Consider the following 22455-nt stretch of genomic DNA (forward strand, 5'->3'; position numbering starts at 1 on the left):
TTCCTTGATTTAAATTAATCAAAAGAAACTTTTGGTGCCTGTTGAGCCGATGCTTCCGCAGAGAAATTAGCTTTCGGATGCATACCAATCACTTTTGCTGTTACGGCTTGCGGGAACTGACGGACATAAGAGTTATAGTCCTGAACAGTTGTAATATAACGATTACGTGCCACAGCAATTCGGTTTTCTGTACCCTCAAGCTGAACTTGCAATTCTTGGAATTGGGTATTGGCTTTTAAGTCTGGGTAATTTTCTGAAACAGCAATAAGTCGAGATAACGCACCTGTTAACTGGCTTTGTGCTTGTTGATATTTCTCAAGCAATGCTGGGTCTTCTAATACTTCTTTATCGACCTTCAAGCCTGCAACATTTGCACGTGCTTGAGTGACTTCTGTTAATACTTGCTCTTCATGCTTAGCATAGCCTTTAACTACGTTTACAAGGTTTGGTACCAAATCTGATCGACGTTGATATTGGTTCTGTACCTCAGACCAAGCCGCTGTTACAGCCTCATCTTTGACCTGTAAAGTATTATAGCCACAGCCAGAAAATAGTAAGGTGCTTGCAAGTGTTGTCGCGATTACAAGTTGTTTAAACGTTTTCATCGTCACTTTATCCTCAAGTTTTTCTTTATATTTTTAACCTCTTGTCTCGATTGTATGATGAATTTGGCATTATTGTGTTGCTTTTATTTTATAGATTTAAAAAAACCGGATCTTTAAATCCGGTTTTTATTCTAGCTTGGTCTTAACCCTGTTTCCTCTTGGAAACTTGTCATCTGATATTCATCGGCCAAATAACTCTTCCAGTAATCGACCATCTGACCATAATTTTTTTGACTCGGATGAAAGTCCTTTTTGTAATAAGCAAAATATTCTGGTGTCAGTTGTATAATCATTTTAACAAGCAAATACACACCAAAAATATTTCCTCCCATTTTAGGCAAGCTCTTCCATTTATCTTGCCAAAATAATCGCGTCGTACCATAAAAAGCAAGACTCGCAAATCCTGTAGTGACACTACGCATCAATAATCGACGAATACGGTCATCGCCATAGACATGTTGATAGACATCAAATGCAACTGAACGATGCTCGATTTCCTCAATAGCGTGCCAAACCCACAACTTTAAAGCATCTTGATCCAAAGTTTTTAATAATTCAGGATGCTGTAAAATATATCCTCCAAGCAAAGCCGTAAAATGCTCGAATGCACATGTCAGTGCCAGCTGTAACTTAGGGGGAATTGTCCTTAAGTATTTATCACGTTCATTTAACCAAGCTTGAAAACGATCCAAATTATAGTCATCACGGCGCCAAGCCTCATTAAACTCACCATGTGCTTTTGAATGCATCGCTTCTTGTCCAATAAAAGCTGCAATTTGTGCTTGTAGTTGAGGGTCTGAAACTTTGTCGCGTACATTGCGCACACTATTTACAAAAAACTGTTCTCCGACTGGAAATGTTGAAGAGAGTGCAGTTAAAAAATGGGACATTAAAGGCGAATTTGCAAAATAATAGCGCTTGATTTCTTGAGGATTAAACTCAAGGCGACGCACTGTAATACCCAACGCTTTTCGACGATTTAAATATGATTTTTCTGCCGTCATACCTGCGATGTTCATGCTCAACACCTACTGCATTGAAGAAGAGAGCTTTGAGTATGTCGTGGGACTTAGGCACTAAAAAGGGCAAAAAAGCTTATTGTATTTGCCAAAAACGTCAAACCGATTAATGGTAAAAAATAAAGCCTGCATATCGCAGGCTTTATCAAAAACTTTAGTAATGATTTTTTAGATTAAACACCAAGGTAATCTAAAATGCCTTCAGCAGCTTGGCGACCTTCCCAGATTGCTGTAACTACAAGGTCTGAACCACGGACCATATCACCACCAGCAAAGATTTTTGGATTTGATGTCTGGAATTTAAATTCTTGCTGTTCAGGTGCAACAACACGGCCTGAACCATCAAGATTGATATTCACATTACCAAACCAGTCTGCTGGGCTTGGGCGGAAACCGAATGCTAGTAAAACTGCATCAGCTGGTAATACTTCTTCAGAACCTGGGATTGGCTCAGGACTACGACGGCCACGACTATCTGGTTCACCCATTTGTGTCGTTACCACTTTTACGCCTGTCACTTTGCCATTCTCACCAACAATCTCGATCGGTTGACGGTTGAATAGGAATTTCACACCTTCTTCGTAGGCATTTTTTACTTCACGTGCAGAGCCTGGCATGTTGCTTTCGTCACGGCGGTATGCACAAGTTACATCGTGAGCACCTTGACGTAAAGAAGTACGGTTACAGTCCATTGCGGTATCACCACCACCTAGAACAATAACTTTTTTACCATCTAAACTGATATATTCACTTGGGTCTTTTTCCCAACCTTGGCAACGGTTCACGTTAGAGATCAAGAAATCCAGCGCATCATAAACACCATCAAGATCTTCACCAGGGAAACCACCCTTCATATAAGTGTAAGTTCCCATACCCATGAATACTGCATCATATTCTGCAAGTAATTCATCAATAGTGACGTCTTTACCAATTTCAGTATTTAAACGGAATTCGATACCCATACCTGTGAAAATTTCACGGCGGCGTTTCATGACATCTTTTTCCATTTTGAATTCTGGAATACCAAATGTCAGCAAGCCACCAATTTCAGGACGCTTATCGAATACAACTGGCTTAACACCACCACGGGCCAGAATGTCTGCACAGCCTAGACCCGCTGGACCTGCACCAATAATTGCAACTTTTTTACCTGTCCACTTCACATGTGACATGTCTGGGCGCCAACCCAAAGCAAAAGCTGTGTCATTGATATATTTTTCAGCATTACCAATAGTGACCGCACCAAACCCATCATTTAAGGTACAAGCGCCTTCACACAAACGGTCTTGCGGACATACACGACCACATACCTCAGGTAAGGTATTTGTTTGATGGCAAAGCTCAGCAGCTTGGAAAATTTGACCTTCAGCGATGAGTTTGAGCCAGTTTGGAATGTAGTTATGTACTGGACATTTCCATTCACAATAAGGGTTACCACAACCTAAACAACGGTGTGTCTGATTAGTGACTGTTTCCGAAGTAAAAGGTTTATAAATTTCCACAAATTCTGCTTTGCGGACAGTAATATCTTTTTTCTCTGGATCTTGACGTGGTACATCCAGAAATTGAAAGTCATTATTTAGGCGTTCTGCCATGTCTCTCTCCGTGGGTAGGCGCGGATTTCACTGTTGCCCGCACCTGCCTATGTCTTTGCAGTCGTGGAATTATTGTGGGTCAGCTTGTGTAGTTTTCAAAAGCGATTGCAAGTTAGCAGCTTTTGGTTTTACAAGCCAGAATTTACGGCTGTAGAAGTCGAACTCATTGCGGATTTTATAAGCCCAAGCACTACCTGTTTCTTTGATATGCTCGTCAATAATACGCAACAAGAACTCTTTATGATCTTCCATAGATTCTGTTGAAATACGAGTTAAGTCAATTAACTCGTGGTTGTAGTAATCTACAAAGTCATTATCGAGGTCAAGTACATAAGCAAAGCCACCTGTCATACCTGCACCGAAGTTATGACCCACTTTTCCAAGCACAGTCACAACACCACCAGTCATGTATTCACAGCAGTGGTCGCCTGCACCCTCAATAACAGCGAACGCACCAGAGTTACGAACTGCGAAACGCTCACCTGCCGTACCAGCTGCAAATAACTTACCGCCAGTTGCACCATATAAACAGGTATTACCAATAATTGCTGTATTTTGGGTTTGGAAAGGTGAACCTTTTGGTGGGAAGATCGAGATACGACCACCAGCCATACCTTTACCAACATAGTCGTTTGCATCACCTTCAAGACGAATATGCAAACCACCAGCGTTCCATACCCCAAGAGACTGACCAGCTGTACCTGTTAAGTTCATTACAACTGGATGTGCTTCCATACCCAAGTTGCCATAACGACGAGCAATTTCACCCGATACACGTGCGCCAATTGAACGGTCACAGTTCACGACATTAAAGTTGAATTGACCACCTGCACTTGACTCAATTGCAGGAAGCATTTCTGCAACCATTTTCTCAGCCAATACGCCCTTATCAAATGGTGCATTACCTTGAACTTCACAATACTGCGCTTTACCTTCAGCAGAAGGATGAGAAGTTAATAATGCACTTAAATCAAGGTGAGCATGTTTTTCAGTTTCACCCGGTAATACTTCAAGCAAGTCCACACGACCAATTAAGTCTTTCAATGAAGAAACACCTAATGCTGCCAACCATTCACGAGTTTCTTCCGCAATAAAGTGGAAGAAATTAATGAGCATTTCTGGTTCGCCAATATAGTGTTCTTGACGTAAATGATCTTGTTGAGTTGCAACACCAGTTGCACAGTTGTTTAAGTGACAAATACGGAGGTATTTACAACCTAAAGCAATCATTGGTGTTGAACCAAAACCGAAACTTTCAGCACCTAAAATTGCAGCCTTAATCACATCAAGACCAGTTTTTAAACCACCGTCAGTTTGTACACGTACTTTGCCCCGTAAGTCATTTACACGAAGTGCCTGATGCGCTTCACTTAAACCCAACTCCCATGGAGAACCCGCATGGTGAATTGATGAAAGTGGAGATGCAGCCGTACCGCCGTCATAACCTGAAATGGTAATAAAGTCTGCATATGCTTTAGCAACACCAGCAGCAATCGTACCTACACCTGGTTCAGATACCAACTTCACAGATACCATGGCTTTCGGGTTAACTTGTTTCAAGTCAAAAATCAGTTGTGACAAATCTTCAATTGAGTAAATGTCATGATGCGGCGGAGGTGAAATAAGTGTCACACCTGGTACTGAGTAACGTAAACGTGCAATTAAGCCATTCACTTTACCACCTGGTAACTGACCACCTTCACCTGGTTTTGCACCTTGAGCAACTTTAATTTGCAAGACTTCAGCAGAAGTTAAATATGCAGGTGTCACACCAAAACGACCAGATGCAATCTGTTTGATTTTCGAGTTACGAATTGTGCCGTAACGCGCAGGGTCTTCACCACCCTCACCAGAGTTTGAACGACCACCAATAGTATTCATCGCAATTGCAATGGCTTCATGAGCTTCTGGAGAAAGTGCACCCAAAGACATCCCTGCCGAGTCGAAACGAGGCAAGATCTCTTCAACCGATTCAACTTGTTCAACTGGGATCGGATTAGTTGTTTTTAACTTAAATAAGTCACGAATAGTCGCTACTGGACGGTTATTTACCAATTCAGCATATTCTTTAAAGTCTTCGTATTTACCAGAGCGAACCGCTTTATGTAGTGAGTTAATCACATCTGGGTTAAACGCATGGTACTCTTTACCAAATACGAATTTAAGCAAACCACCCTGATCAATTGGTTTACGACTTGACCAAGCTGTTGCTGCTAATTTTTTCTGGTCTTTTTCGAGATCAGCAAATGTTGCGCCTTGGATACGACTTGGAACGCCTAAGAAACACTGATCTACAACTTCAGAAGATAAGCCTACTGCTTCAAAAAGCTGACCACCACGGTAAGAAGCAACTGTAGAGATACCCATTTTTGAAAGAACTTTTAATAAGCCTTTCTCAATACCTTTACGGAAGTTTGCTTGCGCATGGATTGGGTCACCTAAAAGCTCGCCTTTAGCAATCAAGTCATTGATTACATCGTATGCAAGGTATGGATAAACAGCAGTCGCACCAAAACCAAGTAATACCGCAAATTGGTGCGGATCACGTGCAAAACCAGTTTCAACCATAATGTTTGCATCAGTACGCAAACCAGTTTTAATGAGGTAATGGTGTACCGCACCCGTTGCAAGTGCAGCGTTTGCAGGTAAGTAACCTTCACGAATGTTTTTATCAGTTAAAACAATTAGAGTATTACCATCACGAACAGCTTGTGCAGATTCTTCACAAATACGTGTAATTGCAGCTTGTAAGCCTTCTGTTTCAGCATAGTTCAAATCAATATCAACTGCTTCATAACCCGGACGCTCAATGCTACGGATTTGCTGCATTTTTGAATTTGACAGTACAGGGCTAGAGATGATGATACGATCAGCATGTTCAGGGCCTTGTTCGAATACGTTCTGCTCACGACCCAAACAGGTTTCAAGTGACATAACAATTGACTCACGTAATGGGTCAATTGGCGGGTTTGTCACCTGTGCAAACTGTTGACGGAAGTAATCGGTCACATGACGTACTTGACGAGACAATACAGCCATTGGTGTATCGTCACCCATAGAACCCACAGCTTCCTGGCCGCTCTCAGCGATTGGACGTAACAACTGATCGCGCTCTTCAAATGTCACCATAAACATTTTTTGAGCCGCTTTTAATGCATCGCCAGTTAAACCTTTATCAACAAGTTGTTCTTCAAGTTCCGGGTTTGCATTTAAGCGAATCGCATGGTCACGCAACCACTCACGGTACGGACGCATGTTTTTCAAGTGATTGCTAACATCTTTAGTATCAAGCACTTTACCTGTAAGGGTATCAACAACCAAGATTTGACCAGGACCTACACGACCTTTTGATACTACATCTTCTGGCTCATAGCCCCAAACACCAATTTCAGATGCCAAGGTAATGTAATCATTTTTGGTAATAACCCAACGCGCTGGACGTAAACCATTACGGTCAAGCATACAAATCGCATGACGACCATCTTGAATAACGAGGCCTGCCGGACCATCCCAAGCTTCCATATGTTTTGAGTTGAACTCATAGAATGCACGCAAGTCTGCATCTAAAGTTTCAACGTTCTGCCAAGCTGGTGGCACGAGCATACGTAAAGCACGGAATAAATCCATACCGCCGCCCACCAGAATCTCAAGCATATTATCTAAACTTGAAGAGTCCGAACCTGTACGGTTTACAATCGGGTTAAGCTCAGTCAAACCTGGTAATAATGGGTTTTCAAATTTAGGAGTACGCGCTAATGCCCAGTTACGGTTTGCTGTAATTGTGTTGATTTCACCATTATGCGCAAGATAACGGAATGGCTGAGCTAATGGCCAACGCGGTAATGTATTTGTAGAGAAACGTTGGTGGAATACGACGATATGTGATTTTAAACGCTCATCTGCCAAGTCTGTATAAAACTCGGCAATCGCCGCAGGCATCATTAAGCCTTTATAGCTAATAACTGTCGAGCAAAGCGTAGTCACGTAAAATAACGGATCATTTTGGAGTTGTTGTTCCGCACGGCGACGCGCCAAGAATAACTTACGGTTAAATTCAACCTCAGTTACGCCCATTGGACAGTTCACGATGACTTGCTCAAAAGCAGGTAAAGATTGAAGCGCGATTTCACCCAATGCATCGTTGTTTGTTGGAACGATACGCCAAGCAAGTACACGTAAACCTTCTGACTCAATTTCTTTCGTTAAAATATTTTTAGAGTGCTGTGCTAATGCTGGATCAATATTTAAAAATACCGTACCTACAGCAAAAATTTCACTCAGTGTAATATCACTCAGTTTTTTTGCTTCATCACGGAAAAATTGCTTTGGCATCGCCAATAATAAGCCGCAACCATCTCCCGTCTTGCCATCTGCGGCAATACCACCACGGTGCGTCATGCAACTTAAACTGTGAATCGCGGTTTCTACTAGATGATGACTTGATTCACCCTTCATATGGGCAATCAGTCCAAAACCACAGTTATCCTTAAACTCATCAGGTTGATATAAACCTTGAGCGGGAGCTACAGTATTAGGCGATGGCATGTGCATAGCGTACCCTTCTTTCAATAAGGCTCTTTCGAGCGTCAAACAAACAACTTCTTTTTGCGATAGTGCCTACGGATGATAGTTAGCTCAATGTTTCGCAAACAAAAAATTTTGGGCTGATAAGCCAATATACGCTGTTCCATTTTTACGTACACTGGTTTTTGCTAGAAAAATGTTTTGACTTATTTCGCACTCTTTTAAAGCAGTTCGACCCCACGACTCTGCATAGAATTCACTTCTTAGAGGACTAAAATAGTTTGCAGCACATTAATAAGCACAACAATAAAGCAAAAAGTGTGCCATATTGGAAAATTAATACTAAACCCTTATATTTATTATAAATATAGTTATTTTATTCACGTTATCATGTAAGAAAATGACTAAATATGCACCACATCTGGTCAAAAAATATTATTATTCAACTAATTTGCACCATTTTTGCGCATATGATGAGGTGGATTAATTCCCTTTTGTGCCCTCATTTGTGGCATTTTTCTGTTGTCCATCATTTATTCGTGTTTGCGCAGTTCTATTAGGTTGATCAATATTGGAATTTGATTGCTGTACATCAACCACATTTCCTTCTACATCACGACGAACTATCGTCGTTTTTGTAGCTGAGTTTGTACTAGCTGCTTTCGGCTGAGCATTTGTAGCACTACTGGTAGCACCTGCCATCAATAAAGATTCATCAATTGTAGGCAAAGCTGCTGGACGCAATCGAACTTCATAAAGCTGATTATTACCACCTTTCATCTCATCTGCCCCCAAATCATTTACCAGTGAGGCATAACTTGAGAACTGTTGTGGCTGAGGTTTAACTGACTCAGGTAATTGCAGATTAATTTGTGTTAATTGCTGAATTGCATCTTCTGAACGTTTGAATGTGCCATAAACCAACACATACTGCTCTGCTTGTTGTTCCCCACTTAAGCGGAAATAAATAAATTTATTACGGTCGGTACGGTTTTTTAAAAAGTTTTTAATAATGTCTTCATCAGAGGCACGGAATAGCTCAAGCGTCCATTGTTTTTTATTTTCATTAATAAACTTTGTACCACGAAACTCAGGTTCATGCTCACCTGAAGCTACAGTACGTGTAGTTAAATCGAGTGGACGGACTTCATCTGCTAAAGCACCTAGGTTGGGTGTTGTAGCAACTTTCTCTGGTTGAATTTGTACAGGCGCCTCAGAATCAGCCGACTTTTCAACTTCAACCAGTTTTTTGCTATCGGTAATTACCCAAAAAATAAAAGCAAGGAATAAGCAGGCAATACCACCAACCAACCAGATATATTGTTGAACATTCTGCCAAAGTGTACGTGATACAGTCATGCTTTACCTTATTTGTTATCCGTGTTGATTTGCCAAAATAGCCTGTTTCATCAATTCGACATCAAAGTCTTTGGTAATTACTGCTTGCCCAAGTTGCTTTAACAACACCAAACGTAATTGCCCATTGAGAACTTTTTTGTCATGAGCCATATATCCAAGGAAATCATCCAATGGAATTTGTGGACATGATATCGGCAAATTCGCACGTTGAATGATTTTTTTTGTACGAGCTACATCTTCATCTGAGATCCAGCCCAAACGTTGTGATAAATCTGCCGCCATGACCATACCCGTTGCAACAGCTTCACCATGTAACCAAGTACCATAACCAAGATATGACTCAATCGCATGACCGAAAGTATGGCCTAAATTAAGTAAAGCGCGCTCACCTTGTTCTTTTTCATCATTTGCAACAATACGCGCTTTATGAGTACATGAACGATAGACAGCTTCTGCAAGTAAATTAGCATCTCTTGCAACAAGGCCATCCATATTTTCTTCAAGCCAAACCAAGAAATCTACATCACCTAAAAGTGCATATTTAATCACTTCAGCTAAACCAGCTGAAAGCTCACGTTCTGGTAATGTATTCAATTGTGCCATATCAGCCAAAACAACCTGTGGTTGCTGAAAAGCACCTAACATATTCTTGCCAAGCGGATGGTTGATTCCTGTTTTCCCACCCACACTTGAATCTACTTGTGAAAGTAATGTGGTAGGAACCTGAACAAAATATACGCCACGTTGGAAACAAGCAGAGGCAAAACCTGCCATATCTCCAATCACACCGCCACCTAACGCTAAAACTGTACAATCACGGTTAAAACCAGCTTCAAGCAACGCATCAAAAATTAAATTTAAATGTTGAATATCTTTATATTTTTCACCATCGGGCAAAATACAGGTCGCAACCGTTTTACCTAGGCTCTTTAAGGCTTCCTGATAGTGGCTTAAATATAAAGGCGCAACCGTAACATTACTTACAATCATGACCTGTTGACCATGAATATATGGCTCTAATAATTGTTTCGGGTCAAGTTGACTACCAATAAAAATAGGATAACGGCGTTCGCCTAATTCAACATGTAAAGTTTGCATGAATTTATAAAACCACTAGTCAGTTCGTCTATTTTAACTTGTTCGATAGAATAAGTTGCAAAATCTTTTGTGCAAGATCACGTGCAGCACCTTGATTTGTTTCAATCGTATAGTGTGCAACTTCACGATACAAAGGATCTCTAATCTTTAATAAATCCCGTAGTTTTTGTTCAGGATTTTCAACTTGTAATAAAGGTCTGTTTTTATCGCGATAGGTTCTTTGTAGTTGTAATTCGACAGGAGTATAGAGATAAACAACAATTCCACGTTGCTTTAAAAATTCTCGATTAGGTGCTTGGGTAATGGCCCCGCCGCCTGTTGCTAGCACTAATGCTTTACGTGAAGTGAGTTCATTCAAGACCACAGTTTCACGGGTGCGAAATCCAACTTCTCCTTCTTTTTCAAAAATCCAGGGAATAGTTGCCCCTGTCTTGCGCTCAATTTCATGATCACTATCTAAAAATTCACGCCCTAATAGTTCTGCTAAATGACGTCCAACGGTTGTTTTTCCTGCCCCCATGGGCCCTACCAAATAAATATTTGGTAGGGTTTCAAACGCTTTGCTTGGCAAGGCGCCACCTATTTCAATTGCTTTCATTAAAAAATATATTAATGATTTCTCGCTAAAGTGTCATTAACAATTCGTGGTGTAACGAAAATCAGTAACTCTTGTTTATCATCAGACTTTACGTCTTTTCTAAATAAACGCCCAACTACAGGAATATCACCAAAGAAAGGAACTTTGGTTTGGGTATTAGTAGTTGTTTGCTCGAATACCCCCCCTAAAATGACGGTTTCTCCATTATCCACCAACACATTGGTATTGATATTATTCTTATTCAGAATTAACTCACCATTCGGTGCTTCACCGGCGACGGAATCCTTAGAAATATCTAATTTCATTTGAATCTTACCGTCAGGAGTAATACTCGGTGTGACATCAAGACTTAAGAGTGCATCTTTAAATGAGGTCGTTGCCGTAGCACCTGCACCAGAGGTAGTTGTCATTAAATAAGGAACTTGTTGACCTGTTGCAACTTTCGCAGTTTGCTTATCAGCAGTCATGACTTTAGGTGTTGAAATCACTTCACCATAACCATCAGCCTGTAAAGCAGATAACTCAAGGTCCAACATAAAGTCAGACATACTGATGAGACCAAAGGCAATACTTCCCGCTGGATTAGAAACTCCCAAGTCAACGTTTAAGTTATCAGGGCGCTCAATAGTATATTTATAGCCTCCCGTAGTCTCATCTTTTTTAGGCTCACGCAAATTCCACAGGGTTGTTTCACTACCACCAACCAATAAGTTTTTATTATTGGTAATACCTTGCGAAAGAATACCCCACTTCACCCCAAGTTCTTTGGTAAATGATGTAGAGGCTCTTACAATACGTGCCTCAACCATGACTTGCTTAACTTGCACATCAAGCAACTCAATCATTTTACGAACTTTATCAATATTTTGTGCTGTGTCATTTACAATCAAGGTGTTAGTGCGTGAATCAGCTACAGCACTACCACGGGAGCTCAATAAACTCTCTAAAGCAAGAGTATCTGAATTGGCAGTACGGTTTGCAGCTGCCCCTTTTGCATCACGAGTATCTTCAATTAACTTAAGTACATCAACAGCTTTCGCATAACTCATACGAATATAATCTGTTTGAATCGGAGCTAACTTAATTGTTTGCGCTAAGGCTTTTGCTTCATCATCTTCTGCTTTAATTAACTCAGCGACTGGTGCAATCCAGATCACGTTCCCGTTACGTCGTTTATCAAGGTTTTTCGTCTTTAAAATAATATCGAGTGCTTGGTCCCAAGGCACATCTTTCAAGCGTAGCGTGATATTACCTTGCACACTATCCGCAGCCACCATGTTGATACCTGTAAAATCAGCAAGTAATTGCAAAACACGGCGTACTTCAATGTCTTGGAAATCTAACGAAAGCTTATTACCAGAATAAGTCGGTGTCTTAGATGAAGAAGGGATACTTTTATCTTGTGGACGTTTTAAGCTAATCGTGAGCTTATTTTCAGCCTGATACGCCATATATTCATAGCTGCCAGATGACTGAATAGTAATTACACCAGCATCTTTTTCATTATAAGCATCAATACTTGAAACTGGCGTTGCAAAATCATTTACATTTAAACGGCGCGCTAAATGGGCCGGAATTTTTGTACCTAAAGTTCTTATAACAACTTTACTGCCTTGTTGTTGAACATCTACAGGTGTATTACTCCCCAAAAGGTCGACAACAACTAAGCCTTCTCCCTGATTACCACGTTGAAAACCAATATTTGAAACCCCTTGTGGTTGTGCAGCGGCTACAGGTATAGGCTTATTACTGGTTTGAGCCGAATTAATTTTTAAAATGAAAGTATTACCTTCCACTCGTGTTGTAAAAGCGCCAGCATCTTTTAGGTTTACGGTTAACCGTGAACGCTGGTCATCTGAAGTCACATCAACGGAACTTGCTTCATTGGTTGCAACTGCAATTTTAGACTGTTTTAAACTTTGCTGCGCCTTATCAAAATCTAGTATTAAACGTGAAGGATTTTCAAGTTGATAAGCTTGTGGCTGTGGTGGTAAGCCATTAAACATGACTCTAATTTCTGTGCCCTGACCTGCTATTTGCGTTGGTACAATATTGGTCATGCTGACCTGTGCAGATGCAGCCTGCATAATTGCAACAGCTACAACCCCCAAAGAAAACTGACGGAATACCTGATTCATTGTCTGACCATCCCCAATTAAATAATCTTTAAAAATACTTTTTCGTTGTTATTCCCTAAGTTTTAGGGTGCTGGCCCAATCAAGACCAATGTTCTCGGTCTCTCGACATAGCCTTCTCGACCATCTGGTACGATCTCAACCAAATCAATCTGGGTCGGGCTAATATGAGTAATACGGCCCTGATTCATACCCATATAATTACCCACTTGTACCCGTTCAATTTGATGATCTGGTGTTTGGATTAAAGCCAATATTTGACCACGATTATTACGCATGCTTCCTTTCATATTTAAAGCTTCAAGTGCATAACTTTCTAATGGCTGTGGCGTACGTGAGAAATTTGGATAAACCCGTTTTCCAGCCATAATCTTGAGTTCAGCAGCCAGCGAGCTTGGCATAAATGGGCTTTTCAATTGATGAGCAGCATAATTAAATTGTGGTACAGGGGTAAAAATCGGTGCTGGTTCAATAGGTAACGGTGGCTGGTTACGGATACTTGCCATTTGCTGGTTCACAGCATCGATTCTTGAATCACATCCCATAAGGGCAGCACAGGCCAAAACATAAAGAGTAATTTGCTTAATTTTCATCATCACTCTCCTATTTCGGCTGAGCAGAAGTGCTAGTAGATGCAGAGGCTGCTGGAGCCTGAGCCGATTGTGTCGGTGTATCTGTTGCTTCTACATATCGATAGGTTTTCGCTTTAATAGAATAATTCAGTACAGGAATATCCGACTTACTATCTTTGGCTGGTGATGCATCAACAGTAAAATCGTGCATAGTTACAATACGCGGTAAAGCAGCAATACTACTTACGAAAGCTCCAAATGCGTGATAGTCCCCTGTAGCCTCAATTGCGATAGGTTGTTCGATAAAAATTTCTTGCTTCACTTCATTTTCTAAGCGGATATTTTTAAATTTCAATCCAGAGTTCACACCAGTTAAGTTAATATCTTCAACTAAACTTGGAATCTCTGTTTCTTTCGGCAACTGTTCTAATTGCTGGTTGAAATTTGCCTGCATCTCTTGCAGCTGCACTTGATACTGTTGAAGGTTACGTAATTTCGAGTCTTTTTCTCGAAATTCATTTAATAAATTACTTTCCTGAGCTTGAGCATTGCCAATTGCTTGTAGCTTTGGCTGAATAGCAACAAAATATCCCAAAGCTAACACAGCAAAGAAAATAAAAATCCAGCAAGTAATTTTTACAGATATTGGCCAACTACCATAGTTGTTCATATCCAGCGTATTAAATTGCTGAAGGAATTTATCTAAATTGAATTTCTTTTTCTTTGAAGCTGATTGCTCTAATGATAATTCTTGAAGTTCATCTTGACTCATTTGGCTGCCCCCGTGTCTTTAGCTACGGCTGGCTTATCAGCATCCTTATTCGTTGTGGTCACGCCCATTTCCCCCAAATCGACAGTCACAACAAAACTGCCATAATGATCTTCTACTCTAGGAAGAAGAGAACTCGCAGTCTTATCTTTTTTATCTTCAGTCGCCAAGAAAGAGCTCATAAAAGCATTACGATACCAAGGAGATGCTTCAAGATTACGGAGTAATTCAGCTACCGTATTTGGACTTTCAGCCTTACCCTCTATTGTAAATTTATCTCCAGTTCGGCTAAATTTAGTGAGATACATTGCTGGTGGTGTGACTCGAACAAGTTCATCAACTAGTCGCACCACTACTGGACGTTGACCCTGCAAATCTTGAATCAACTTCATGCGCTCAATAATGGCATCACGCTGTTCTTGTAAACCGTTTAATGCTTTTAATTGCTGATCAAGGTTTTGATTTGTACTTGTAATCAGTTGGTTTGCCTGCGTTTGATCATCTAGTTTATGATCAAAATAGAACCATCCCCCAAATACGGTTGTAATCCCCAAAACAACCACCCCAAAGCATAAAGTTATAAATTGTTTTTTTCGTTGCTCCCTCAGCTCTTCACGCCAAGGTAGTAAGTTAATTGTTGCCATTAATCAAAACTCCTTAAAGCCAAGCCACACGCCACCATTAAAGATGAAGCATCATTTTCAATTTTTTGAACGTCGACTTGAGGAGAAAAGCCCATTTGTAAAAATGGATTGGCAATAGTGACTCGGTAACCTAATTTTTGCTGCAAGAGCTTGGCGAGGCCTGAAATATTGGCATTCCCCCCTGCAAGCAAAATATGGTCAATTTCATTGAATTGCGATGAAGAAAAGAAAAATTGCAAAGAGCGAGCTGCCTGCTGAACTACAGCATCTAGAAACGGATCTAGTACTTCAATTTCATAGTCATCTGGTAAAGTACGGTCTTTTTTCGCTCGGCTTGCTTCTTCTAAAGACAAACCATAACGACTTTGAATTTCAAGCGTAAGTTGTTTGCCACCAAAGACTTGCTCACGGGTATAAACAATCTTGCCGTTTTGCATGACAGATAATGTCGTCATGGTATGGCCAATATCTAAAATCCCTATCGTATTTGCACCCATCGGTAAGCTATCAGCAAACACACTAAAAGCACGTTCGACCGCATAACTCTCGACATCTGCCAATTTAGGATTCAAATCTGCCAACTCAAGGACTTCAACGCGTGTTTCAACGTTTTCAGTTCTTGTTGCGACCAAAAGAACATTTACACGATTTGGATTTGAAAGACGATCAGGCAAAACCTCAAAATCAAGGCTCACCTCATCCAACGGGAACGGTATGTACTGCTCCGCATCCACACGAATCTGAACTTCACGTTCGTCATCGCTCATATCTGCATCCATTTCGATGGTTTTATGAATAACCGTCGATGTCGGAACAGCAATTGCAGCATTTTTGGTCTGGGGATTTGCTAAATTCATCGCCCGTTCCAAAGCCTCTGCCACTGCTTCTGGATTTAAGATATTTTTTTCAACTACACTGTTTTCAGGTAAAGGCATCAAAGCATAGCTTTCTACCCAATATTTACCGTTCTTGACAGAGAGCTCTAACAACTTAACAGAAGTCGAACTAATATCGACGCCCATTAACCCCTTATTAGGTTTACGATATAACCTGAGCACACTATTGTCCTATTATTTTTTTATCCCCAAAAAAAATTACAAACCAATAATCTCGGTCTTTATTTTTACACGGATACAATATCTCATCTAACAATCCGCATGTCTAAAGGCTATACTGACCACAATTAGTTTGTATTCGATCTTATTAAAGCTTACTTATCATGAAAAAGCTATCCAGTTTGGGCTTCGTGCGTCCAATTTTTTTGATCATTATTATTATCTTAGTCTCACTTCCGATGGGATTTTATGGCATGTATCTCTATATTGCCCCAACCCTCCCGGAAATGAGTTCACTAAAAAAAGCACCGCTTTTAAAGCCATTGCAAGTCTATACAGCCGACAACCAACTTATTGCTGAGTACGGTGGCAAACTTTCTATTCCGGTTGAATACAAACAAATTCCTCCTAATTTTATTCATGCCTTCCTAGCAGCAGAAGATTCTTCTTTCTTTGAACACAGTGGCATTAGCTTTAAAGGTTTAGGTCGTGCTTTGAGTGAAAGTGTGACTGGTTCTGATGTGCAAACAGGTGGTTCGACCATCACCATGCAGGTTGCAAAGAACTATTATTTAAGTCCGGAAAGAACATTAAAACGCAAACTAACAGAAATCTTTTTGGCTCGAAAAATTGAGCAAAACTTATCTAAAGAAGACATCTTAAGTCTTTATGTCAATAAGATTTTCTTGGGTAAAAATGCTTACGGTATCGCAGCTGCTGCAAAAATTTACTATAACAAGAGTATTAATGAGCTTAGCATTGCTCAAATGGCTATGATTTCTGGCTTACCGAAAGCACCGTCTAAATACAACCCAGTTGTTAACCCAGAGCGCGCACTTGAACGCCGTAACTGGATTTTAGGACGTATGTTGCAGCTCGGTTATATTTCTCAAGCAGAATATCAAAAGGCTGTTGCAGAACCGATTAACTTGAACATGCCTAACCGCGACCTAAATAATATTCACCCATATGCAGGTGAAATGGTCCGTTCAGAGCTTGTAAAACACTTTGGTGAACAAGCAATTGACTCAGGCTATAAGGTTTATACAACTATTAATGCCCAACGTCAGGCTATTGCAGAGAAATCTGTACAAGATGGCTTAGAAGCTTATGACCGTCGTCATGGCTGGCGTGGAGCTGAAGCACATGACAAACCATTAAGCCAATTTAGAGCTTATGCCAACACCTACCCTGCGGAAGTCACCAAGATAAATAGCAACTCTTTTGAAGCATTAATGCAAGATGGCTCAACAGTTACTGTGCAATGGTCTGGCATGTCATGGGCACGCCCCTATCGCAATGCGAATAGTGTAGGTGGAGCACCTTCACGTGCATCTCAAATTGTTAAAGTGAAAGATATTGTTCGTTTACGACCAAATGATACCAAAACTGCATGGTCGTTAGTTCAAGTACCAAAAGTTCAAGGCCAGCTTATTGCAATTAACCCAAATGACGGCTCAATTGAAGCCATTGTTGGTGGTTATAATTTCTATCAATCAAAATTTAACCGTGCTTTACAAGGCTGGCGTCAGCCTGGTTCTACGATCAAGCCATTCCTCTATGCTTTAGCGTTAGAGCGTGGTATGACTCCTTACAGCATGGTCAACGATAGTCCAATTACCATTGGTAAATGGACACCGAAGAACTCTGATGGCCGTTATCTAGGTATGATCCCTTTACGCCGTGCTTTGTATTTGTCGCGTAATACGGTATCAGTAAGACTTTTACAAACAGTAGGGATTGAACGTACTCGCCAGTTATTCATGGATTTTGGTTTACAAGAAGATCAAATTCCGCGTAACTACACGATTGCTCTAGGTACACCTCAAGTGTTACCAATTCAAATGGCAACAGGTTATGCAGCATTTGCAAACGGTGGTTACCGTGTTCAACCACATTTCATCCAACGTATTGAGGATGCATACGGCAAAGTTATTTACGAAGCTAAACCAGAATATGCATGTATTCCATGTATTAATGCCCCTGAAACCAAAGGTGATGCGCAGACAACTACACCAGATGATCAAGTTATTGAAGTTACCAATAAAGAATTAGAGCAGAAAGAAAAGGCAGCTAAACAGCTTAACCTTAAACAAACTGATAAAAATAACAGCCAATATCGTCAAGCTCAGCGTATTTTAAAATCAAGCTCAGCTTATGATATGGCAAATATCTTACGTGATGTAATTGAGCATGGTACAGGTCGTGCTGCACTTAAAATTGGTCGTAGTGACTTAGGTGGTAAAACAGGTACAACGAACGATGCAAAAGATGCATGGTTTGCGGGCTTTAATGGCAAGTTAGTTGCGATTACATGGGTCGGCTTTGACCAACCAACGACACTTGGTCGTCGCGAGTATGGCGGTATTGCGGCATTGCCAATCTGGATTAACTTTATGGACCAATCCCTAAAAGGTACTCCAGCAGCTTGGGTGAGTTTAGATAAAGATGCTCAGGCGCCGATTTCTCGTGACAAACAAGCCGTCGTTACTGAAGTAACAGATAAGAAAACATATCGTGCTGCACCGCCATTAGCACGTCCACTCTATCGTCCTGCACCGCCACAACCGAAAGCTAACACCAATAATGACTTTGATGACTTACCTGGTGAGGAAATTGTAATTCCATCTAAAGCAGCGCCTCCAGCAATGAAGCCTTCACAAGGATCAGCGCCGAAGCGTGACAAAGATGAATTAGAAAACTTGATTAATCAAATTGAGTAAAAATAAAAAAGCCATCGTTAGATGGCTTTTTTATTACGCTTTTGGAAAAGATAGATTTGAAATGATGCTGTTACTTGCAGGTGTGATTGTTGTTCTAATTGCATACGGCGCTCTGGAGAGGCCTTATATGCATATGGAGTCATAGCAATCAGATTCTTTAACACTTCTTGGTCAAGTAATAAAGGAGCATCTATAACTTGCTGTTCTTTCAACTCAAATAAATCTTGCAGTTGTTCAACAAATTTTTGCGGTGTGTGCGGATTGACCTGCTCAAACAGTGCTTCACGCATCGCATATAAATGTTCAGTTGCAGGTGTGACAACAATTAGATATCCATCATCTTTTAGCACACGTAAAATTTCTGCTTGCGGAATCGGACTAAAAAGGCTGGTACACACATCCATACTTTGATCGATTACAGGTAAAGTTGCTCCTGTACCCACAACCCAAGTCACTTTGTCATTTAACTTTGCTGCACGTTGTACTGCATTTTTTGCAATATCTACGCCTATACACTGCTCAACAACATGCTGCATTGCACTGGTGTAATAGCCCTCGCCACAACCAATATCAAGTACAGCTTTGGCTTTAAGCTGTTTCAGTAAATCAACTACAGCTTGCTGTAAAGGTTGATAATAGCCACCTTGTAAAAAGGCACGGCGCGCATCTACAGACTCGGGAGTATCCCCCGGATTTTTACTGTGTTTATGCTGTACAACGTGTAAGTTCACATAACCTTGTTTTGCAATGTCATAGCTATGGCCCTGATCACATCGCCAAGTTTTACTTACTAATTCGAGTCTCTGTCGACACACGGGACACATTAAATTTTGCATAGTCACTTTTAATTATTCTCTTGTTCTTCTTGTTGTAAATAAGCCTTTGCTTGCGTACCAACAAAAGTACGGCCCGCATTTGTTCCATTAATCCATTCATCTACTTCAAACAAATCAAATAAACCAATTTTAATTAAAGTCGGAATCGCAATTTTTAATTCCTCTTCAATTTGGCCTCTTTGCCCTGCATTATACAAATCAATGTTATGCAGCATCGTCGCTACTGTTCCAGTTTGTACCTGACTGCCATCTTTAAGTACAACTTGAGGTAACACTTCCCCATCACTAACCACTTTCTGGTTAATTACAGATAATTGGTCTAGCCCAACAACGTTTGTCATTTACCTCTCCAATAAAAAAAGCCAGTAGAAACTGGCTTTATATTGACACCAAAATAATTTCTAGCGCAATTTTAAGGTCATTAGGCCTAAAACCACTAGCATAATCGTAATAATCCAGAACCGGATAACCACTTGGGTTTCTTTCCAGCCTTGTTTTTCATAGTGATGATGCAAAGGTGCCATCAAAAATACGCGCTTATTCCGCATTCGCAACGACCCGATTTGCAAGAAGACCGATACAGCCTCCATCACAAAAACACCACCCATAATCGCAAATACGATTTCTTGGCGTACCATAACGGCAATTGTTCCAAGCATTGCACCCAGAGCTAAAGCACCCACATCACCCATAAAGACTTGAGCCGGATGGGCGTTATACCAAAGAAATGCCAAACCTGCACCAATCATGGCAGAACAGATTACAACCAGTTCTGAAGTATATTTAACATATGGAATATGCAAATAATTAGCAAAACGGATATCGCCAGATAAGTAAGCAAATACACCTAAACCAGAAGCAACCATAACGACTGGCATAATGGCTAAGCCATCTAACCCGTCAGTTAAGTTAACCGCATTAGATGCACCGTTAATCACTAAATAAGTGAATACAATAAATGCTAGACCTAATGGAACAATAGAAAGTGGAATTGAAAGATTCTTAAAGAAAGGAATCAATAAATCCAGCATATTTGCAGTGTGTTCTGCATTAGATTGTTCAGTTGCAATTAAATATAAGGCGATACCAGCACCGAGTGACGCAATAGAAGTCCAGAAGAACTTCTTACGAGCAGGTAAACCAGCATTGTCTTTATAGCGAATTTTAATCCAGTCATCTGCCCAGCCAACTGCGCCGAATACAACCATTACACCAAGCACAATCCAAACATAAGGGTTAGATAAATCAGCCCATAACAAAGTACTAATACCGATTGAGAGTAGGATTAAAATCCCGCCCATCGTCGGTGTACCCATTTTTTTAGCATGATTTTCAGGAGCAAATGAACTTACTGCCTGACCGTATTTTAACGCCTGTAATTTACGAATCATGATCGGCCCGAGAACCAAACCAATGGTCAGTGAGGTTAATACACTGAGTAAAGAACGTAATGTTAAATAACGAACGACCTGAAACGAACTGTGATAGCCCGCAAGGTGTTCAAACAACCATAACAGCATTTAAAGTTTCTCCATCAAATCAGCCATCAACGTTTCCATATGAGTAAAGCGAGAACCTTTAAACAGGAAACTCATGGACTGTGGTTGATGTGTTTGGATTAGATTGATTAAAAATGGAAGCGCCTCAGCTTGAGTCTGAAATGCTTTCAATTTATTAGAATGAAGGCCTGCACCTTCGAGAGCTGCTGAGGCAAACTGCCCCACTGCAATAATATGGTCTAGAGGAAGCTCGGCGAGGTCGCGACCTAAATCGTGATGTTCTTGCCAACTGCTATCGCCTAACTCACCAATATCCCCCATCACCATGACTTTAATGCCATTTTGTTGAAGTAATACTTGTGCCGCAGCACGCATGGACGTTGGATTAGCGTTATAAGTGTCATCAATAAACAAGTAAGGTGCTTTTTGAATAAAGTTCAAACGGCCTTTCGCACCTTGCGCTTGCTCTAAACCTTTTACAATATCTTCTAGGCTAATACCTAATGCTAAAGCAAACGCTACGGCTGCCGTTGCATTTTGTACATTATGCTCACCAGCAAATGGCAATCTTACAAGGCTAGAACCTTGAGGCGTATGTAGCTGAAAATTGGCAGACTGCGGCAATAATTCAATATCTGTAGCAAAGACGTCACCACCTGTACCAAAGGTAGAGATTTGATGACCTTTCGCAGCTTCACGAATCTCGGTAGTGAAGTCGTCTTGTTGCGGAACAATGGCAACGCCCTGAGGCAAAATATGACGATAAATTTCCGATTTTGCACGACAAATGCCATCACGCCCGCCGAACTCGCCCAAATGAGCAGTTCCAATATTTAAAATGCCAGCAACATGTGGCTGAACAAGTTTTGATGTGTAATCAATTTCACCTTGATGACTTGCGCCAAGTTCCATCACTGCATACTGATGTTCCTTACGAAGCTCGAGCAGCATCATCGGCACACCAAGGTCATTATTTAAATTCCCTCGGGTAATGAGTGTAGGCGCTAAACGAGAGAGTATGCTTCCTAGCATTTCTTTGGTGGTGGTTTTGCCACTACTGCCTGTTAAAGCAATCACTTTCAATTGAGCATTTTGTTCGCGGCGATAAGCACCGAATTGCCCCAAAGCCAAACGAGTATCAGCAACCACAAGCTGAGCAATATCAACATCTAATGGACGTTCAACAATAGCGATTTGACAACCATTTGCTGCAACTTGTGCAACGAAATCATGTGCATCGAAACGTTCACCTTTTAGTGCTAAAAAGGCGTCCCCACTTTCTGCATGACGCGAGTCAGTCAAAATACGTTTAATTTCAGTTTGAGGGATCTGGTCTTTATGCCAGTAACCCTGCGTTGCCTGTTGTAATTGTTGAGCTGTCCACGGTTCCAAAGGCACGGTACTGGTGGTTGAAGTATGCATAA

General features: G+C 40.8%; 17 protein-coding genes. 1 reads left to right on the forward strand and 16 read right to left on the reverse strand.

What is annotated here, in order from left to right; translation table 11 throughout:
• Nucleotides 1-14: 14 nt before the first annotated feature.
• The 12 genes from ACH8JV_RS05855 to ACH8JV_RS05910 all read right to left on the reverse strand — a co-directional run bounded on the left by ACH8JV_RS05855 (nucleotide 15) and on the right by ACH8JV_RS05910 (nucleotide 15976).
• Nucleotides 15-605, reverse strand: coding sequence for a LemA family protein (locus ACH8JV_RS05855; protein WP_002051712.1), 591 nt, complete (start codon nucleotides 603-605; stop codon nucleotides 15-17).
• Between the two features lie 131 nt (nucleotides 606-736).
• Nucleotides 737-1624, reverse strand: a complete 888-nt coding sequence (locus ACH8JV_RS05860; protein ID WP_396520139.1) for a metal-dependent hydrolase — start codon at nucleotides 1622-1624, stop codon at nucleotides 737-739.
• Nucleotides 1625-1797: 173 nt separating this feature from the next.
• Nucleotides 1798-3219 carry a glutamate synthase subunit beta gene (locus tag ACH8JV_RS05865; RefSeq protein WP_004705203.1) on the reverse strand — a complete coding sequence of 474 codons (1422 nt, stop codon included), beginning with the start codon at nucleotides 3217-3219 and terminating at the stop codon, nucleotides 1798-1800.
• A gap of 69 nt (nucleotides 3220-3288) precedes the next feature.
• Nucleotides 3289-7764: a glutamate synthase large subunit gene (gltB, locus tag ACH8JV_RS05870; RefSeq protein ID WP_396520141.1), complete on the reverse strand. Its 4476-nt coding sequence runs from the start codon at nucleotides 7762-7764 to the stop codon at nucleotides 3289-3291.
• Nucleotides 7765-8226: 462 nt separating this feature from the next.
• Nucleotides 8227-9102 carry a hypothetical protein gene (locus ACH8JV_RS05875; RefSeq protein ID WP_396520143.1) on the reverse strand — a complete coding sequence of 292 codons (876 nt, stop codon included), beginning with the start codon at nucleotides 9100-9102 and terminating at the stop codon, nucleotides 8227-8229.
• Nucleotides 9103-9117: 15 nt separating this feature from the next.
• On the reverse strand, nucleotides 9118-10200 hold the full coding sequence (gene aroB, locus ACH8JV_RS05880; RefSeq protein ID WP_396520145.1) for a 3-dehydroquinate synthase: 1083 nt from the start codon (nucleotides 10198-10200) through the stop codon (nucleotides 9118-9120).
• A gap of 28 nt (nucleotides 10201-10228) precedes the next feature.
• Entirely contained in the window at nucleotides 10229-10798 is a 570-nt protein-coding gene (gene aroK / locus ACH8JV_RS05885; RefSeq protein WP_000643712.1) for a shikimate kinase AroK, read from the reverse strand.
• 11 nt (nucleotides 10799-10809) lie between these two features.
• Entirely contained in the window at nucleotides 10810-12936 is a 2127-nt protein-coding gene (gene pilQ, locus ACH8JV_RS05890) for a type IV pilus secretin PilQ (RefSeq protein ID WP_396520147.1), read from the reverse strand.
• A gap of 62 nt (nucleotides 12937-12998) precedes the next feature.
• Nucleotides 12999-13526, reverse strand: coding sequence for a pilus assembly protein PilP (locus tag ACH8JV_RS05895; RefSeq protein ID WP_396520357.1), 528 nt, complete (start codon nucleotides 13524-13526; stop codon nucleotides 12999-13001).
• A 10-nt stretch (nucleotides 13527-13536) separates the two neighbouring features.
• Nucleotides 13537-14277 carry a type 4a pilus biogenesis protein PilO gene (locus ACH8JV_RS05900; protein WP_396520149.1) on the reverse strand — a complete coding sequence of 247 codons (741 nt, stop codon included), beginning with the start codon at nucleotides 14275-14277 and terminating at the stop codon, nucleotides 13537-13539.
• A complete protein-coding gene (locus ACH8JV_RS05905) occupies nucleotides 14274-14918 on the reverse strand; it encodes a PilN domain-containing protein (RefSeq protein ID WP_031956429.1) in 645 nt (214 codons plus the stop codon). The genes ACH8JV_RS05900 and ACH8JV_RS05905 overlap by 4 nt, the downstream gene beginning before the upstream one ends.
• Nucleotides 14918-15976, reverse strand: a complete 1059-nt coding sequence (locus ACH8JV_RS05910; RefSeq protein ID WP_396520151.1) for a pilus assembly protein PilM — start codon at nucleotides 15974-15976, stop codon at nucleotides 14918-14920. Before ACH8JV_RS05910 ends, ACH8JV_RS05905 begins: the two co-directional genes overlap by 1 nt.
• A gap of 161 nt (nucleotides 15977-16137) precedes the next feature.
• Here ACH8JV_RS05910 and ponA point away from each other — a divergent pair, with 161 nt between their 5' ends.
• Nucleotides 16138-18696, forward strand: a complete 2559-nt coding sequence (ponA, locus tag ACH8JV_RS05915; protein ID WP_396520153.1) for a penicillin-binding protein PBP1a — start codon at nucleotides 16138-16140, stop codon at nucleotides 18694-18696.
• A gap of 17 nt (nucleotides 18697-18713) precedes the next feature.
• Here the strand turns inward: ponA and ACH8JV_RS05920 are convergent, their stop codons facing one another.
• Genes ACH8JV_RS05920 through murF form a run of 4 tightly spaced genes read right to left on the reverse strand, consistent with a single transcriptional unit; the run spans nucleotide 18714 to nucleotide 22453 of the window.
• Nucleotides 18714-19538 (reverse strand): putative RNA methyltransferase, encoded by an 825-nt coding sequence (locus tag ACH8JV_RS05920; RefSeq protein ID WP_396520155.1) that lies wholly within the window; start codon nucleotides 19536-19538, stop codon nucleotides 18714-18716.
• A gap of 2 nt (nucleotides 19539-19540) precedes the next feature.
• Nucleotides 19541-19873 (reverse strand): hypothetical protein, encoded by a 333-nt coding sequence (locus ACH8JV_RS05925; protein WP_396520157.1) that lies wholly within the window; start codon nucleotides 19871-19873, stop codon nucleotides 19541-19543.
• Between the two features lie 60 nt (nucleotides 19874-19933).
• A complete protein-coding gene (gene mraY, locus ACH8JV_RS05930; RefSeq protein ID WP_263614739.1) occupies nucleotides 19934-21052 on the reverse strand; it encodes a phospho-N-acetylmuramoyl-pentapeptide-transferase in 1119 nt (372 codons plus the stop codon).
• Nucleotides 21053-22453, reverse strand: coding sequence for a UDP-N-acetylmuramoyl-tripeptide--D-alanyl-D-alanine ligase (gene murF / locus ACH8JV_RS05935; RefSeq protein ID WP_343568843.1), 1401 nt, complete (start codon nucleotides 22451-22453; stop codon nucleotides 21053-21055).
• Nucleotides 22454-22455 lie beyond the last annotated feature (2 nt).

This window comes from Acinetobacter sp. ABJ_C5_2, assembly GCF_044538485.1.
GTDB lineage: Bacteria > Pseudomonadota > Gammaproteobacteria > Pseudomonadales > Moraxellaceae > Acinetobacter > Acinetobacter nosocomialis_A.

What these genes read in the sequence shown, in the direction of transcription:
- ACH8JV_RS05875 (WP_396520143.1), bottom strand. Translation starts at nt 9,102, where the DNA reads ATGACTGTATCACGTACACTTTGGCAGAATGTTCAACAATATATCTGG.
- murF (WP_343568843.1), bottom strand. Translation starts at nt 22,453, where the DNA reads ATGCATACTTCAACCACCAGTACCGTGCCTTTGGAACCGTGGACAGCT.
- ACH8JV_RS05865 (WP_004705203.1), bottom strand. Translation starts at nt 3,219, where the DNA reads ATGGCAGAACGCCTAAATAATGACTTTCAATTTCTGGATGTACCACGT.
- ACH8JV_RS05925 (WP_396520157.1), bottom strand. Translation starts at nt 19,873, where the DNA reads ATGACAAACGTTGTTGGGCTAGACCAATTATCTGTAATTAACCAGAAA.
- ACH8JV_RS05905 (WP_031956429.1), bottom strand. Translation starts at nt 14,918, where the DNA reads ATGGCAACAATTAACTTACTACCTTGGCGTGAAGAGCTGAGGGAGCAA.
- ACH8JV_RS05855 (WP_002051712.1), bottom strand. Translation starts at nt 605, where the DNA reads ATGAAAACGTTTAAACAACTTGTAATCGCGACAACACTTGCAAGCACC.
- ACH8JV_RS05860 (WP_396520139.1), bottom strand. Translation starts at nt 1,624, where the DNA reads ATGAACATCGCAGGTATGACGGCAGAAAAATCATATTTAAATCGTCGA.
- pilQ (WP_396520147.1), bottom strand. Translation starts at nt 12,936, where the DNA reads ATGAATCAGGTATTCCGTCAGTTTTCTTTGGGGGTTGTAGCTGTTGCA.
- ACH8JV_RS05895 (WP_396520357.1), bottom strand. Translation starts at nt 13,526, where the DNA reads ATGAAAATTAAGCAAATTACTCTTTATGTTTTGGCCTGTGCTGCCCTT.
- gltB (WP_396520141.1), bottom strand. Translation starts at nt 7,764, where the DNA reads ATGCCATCGCCTAATACTGTAGCTCCCGCTCAAGGTTTATATCAACCT.
- aroK (WP_000643712.1), bottom strand. Translation starts at nt 10,798, where the DNA reads ATGAAAGCAATTGAAATAGGTGGCGCCTTGCCAAGCAAAGCGTTTGAA.
- aroB (WP_396520145.1), bottom strand. Translation starts at nt 10,200, where the DNA reads ATGCAAACTTTACATGTTGAATTAGGCGAACGCCGTTATCCTATTTTT.
- ACH8JV_RS05900 (WP_396520149.1), bottom strand. Translation starts at nt 14,277, where the DNA reads ATGAGTCAAGATGAACTTCAAGAATTATCATTAGAGCAATCAGCTTCA.
- ponA (WP_396520153.1), top strand. Translation starts at nt 16,138, where the DNA reads ATGAAAAAGCTATCCAGTTTGGGCTTCGTGCGTCCAATTTTTTTGATC.
- mraY (WP_263614739.1), bottom strand. Translation starts at nt 21,052, where the DNA reads ATGCTGTTATGGTTGTTTGAACACCTTGCGGGCTATCACAGTTCGTTT.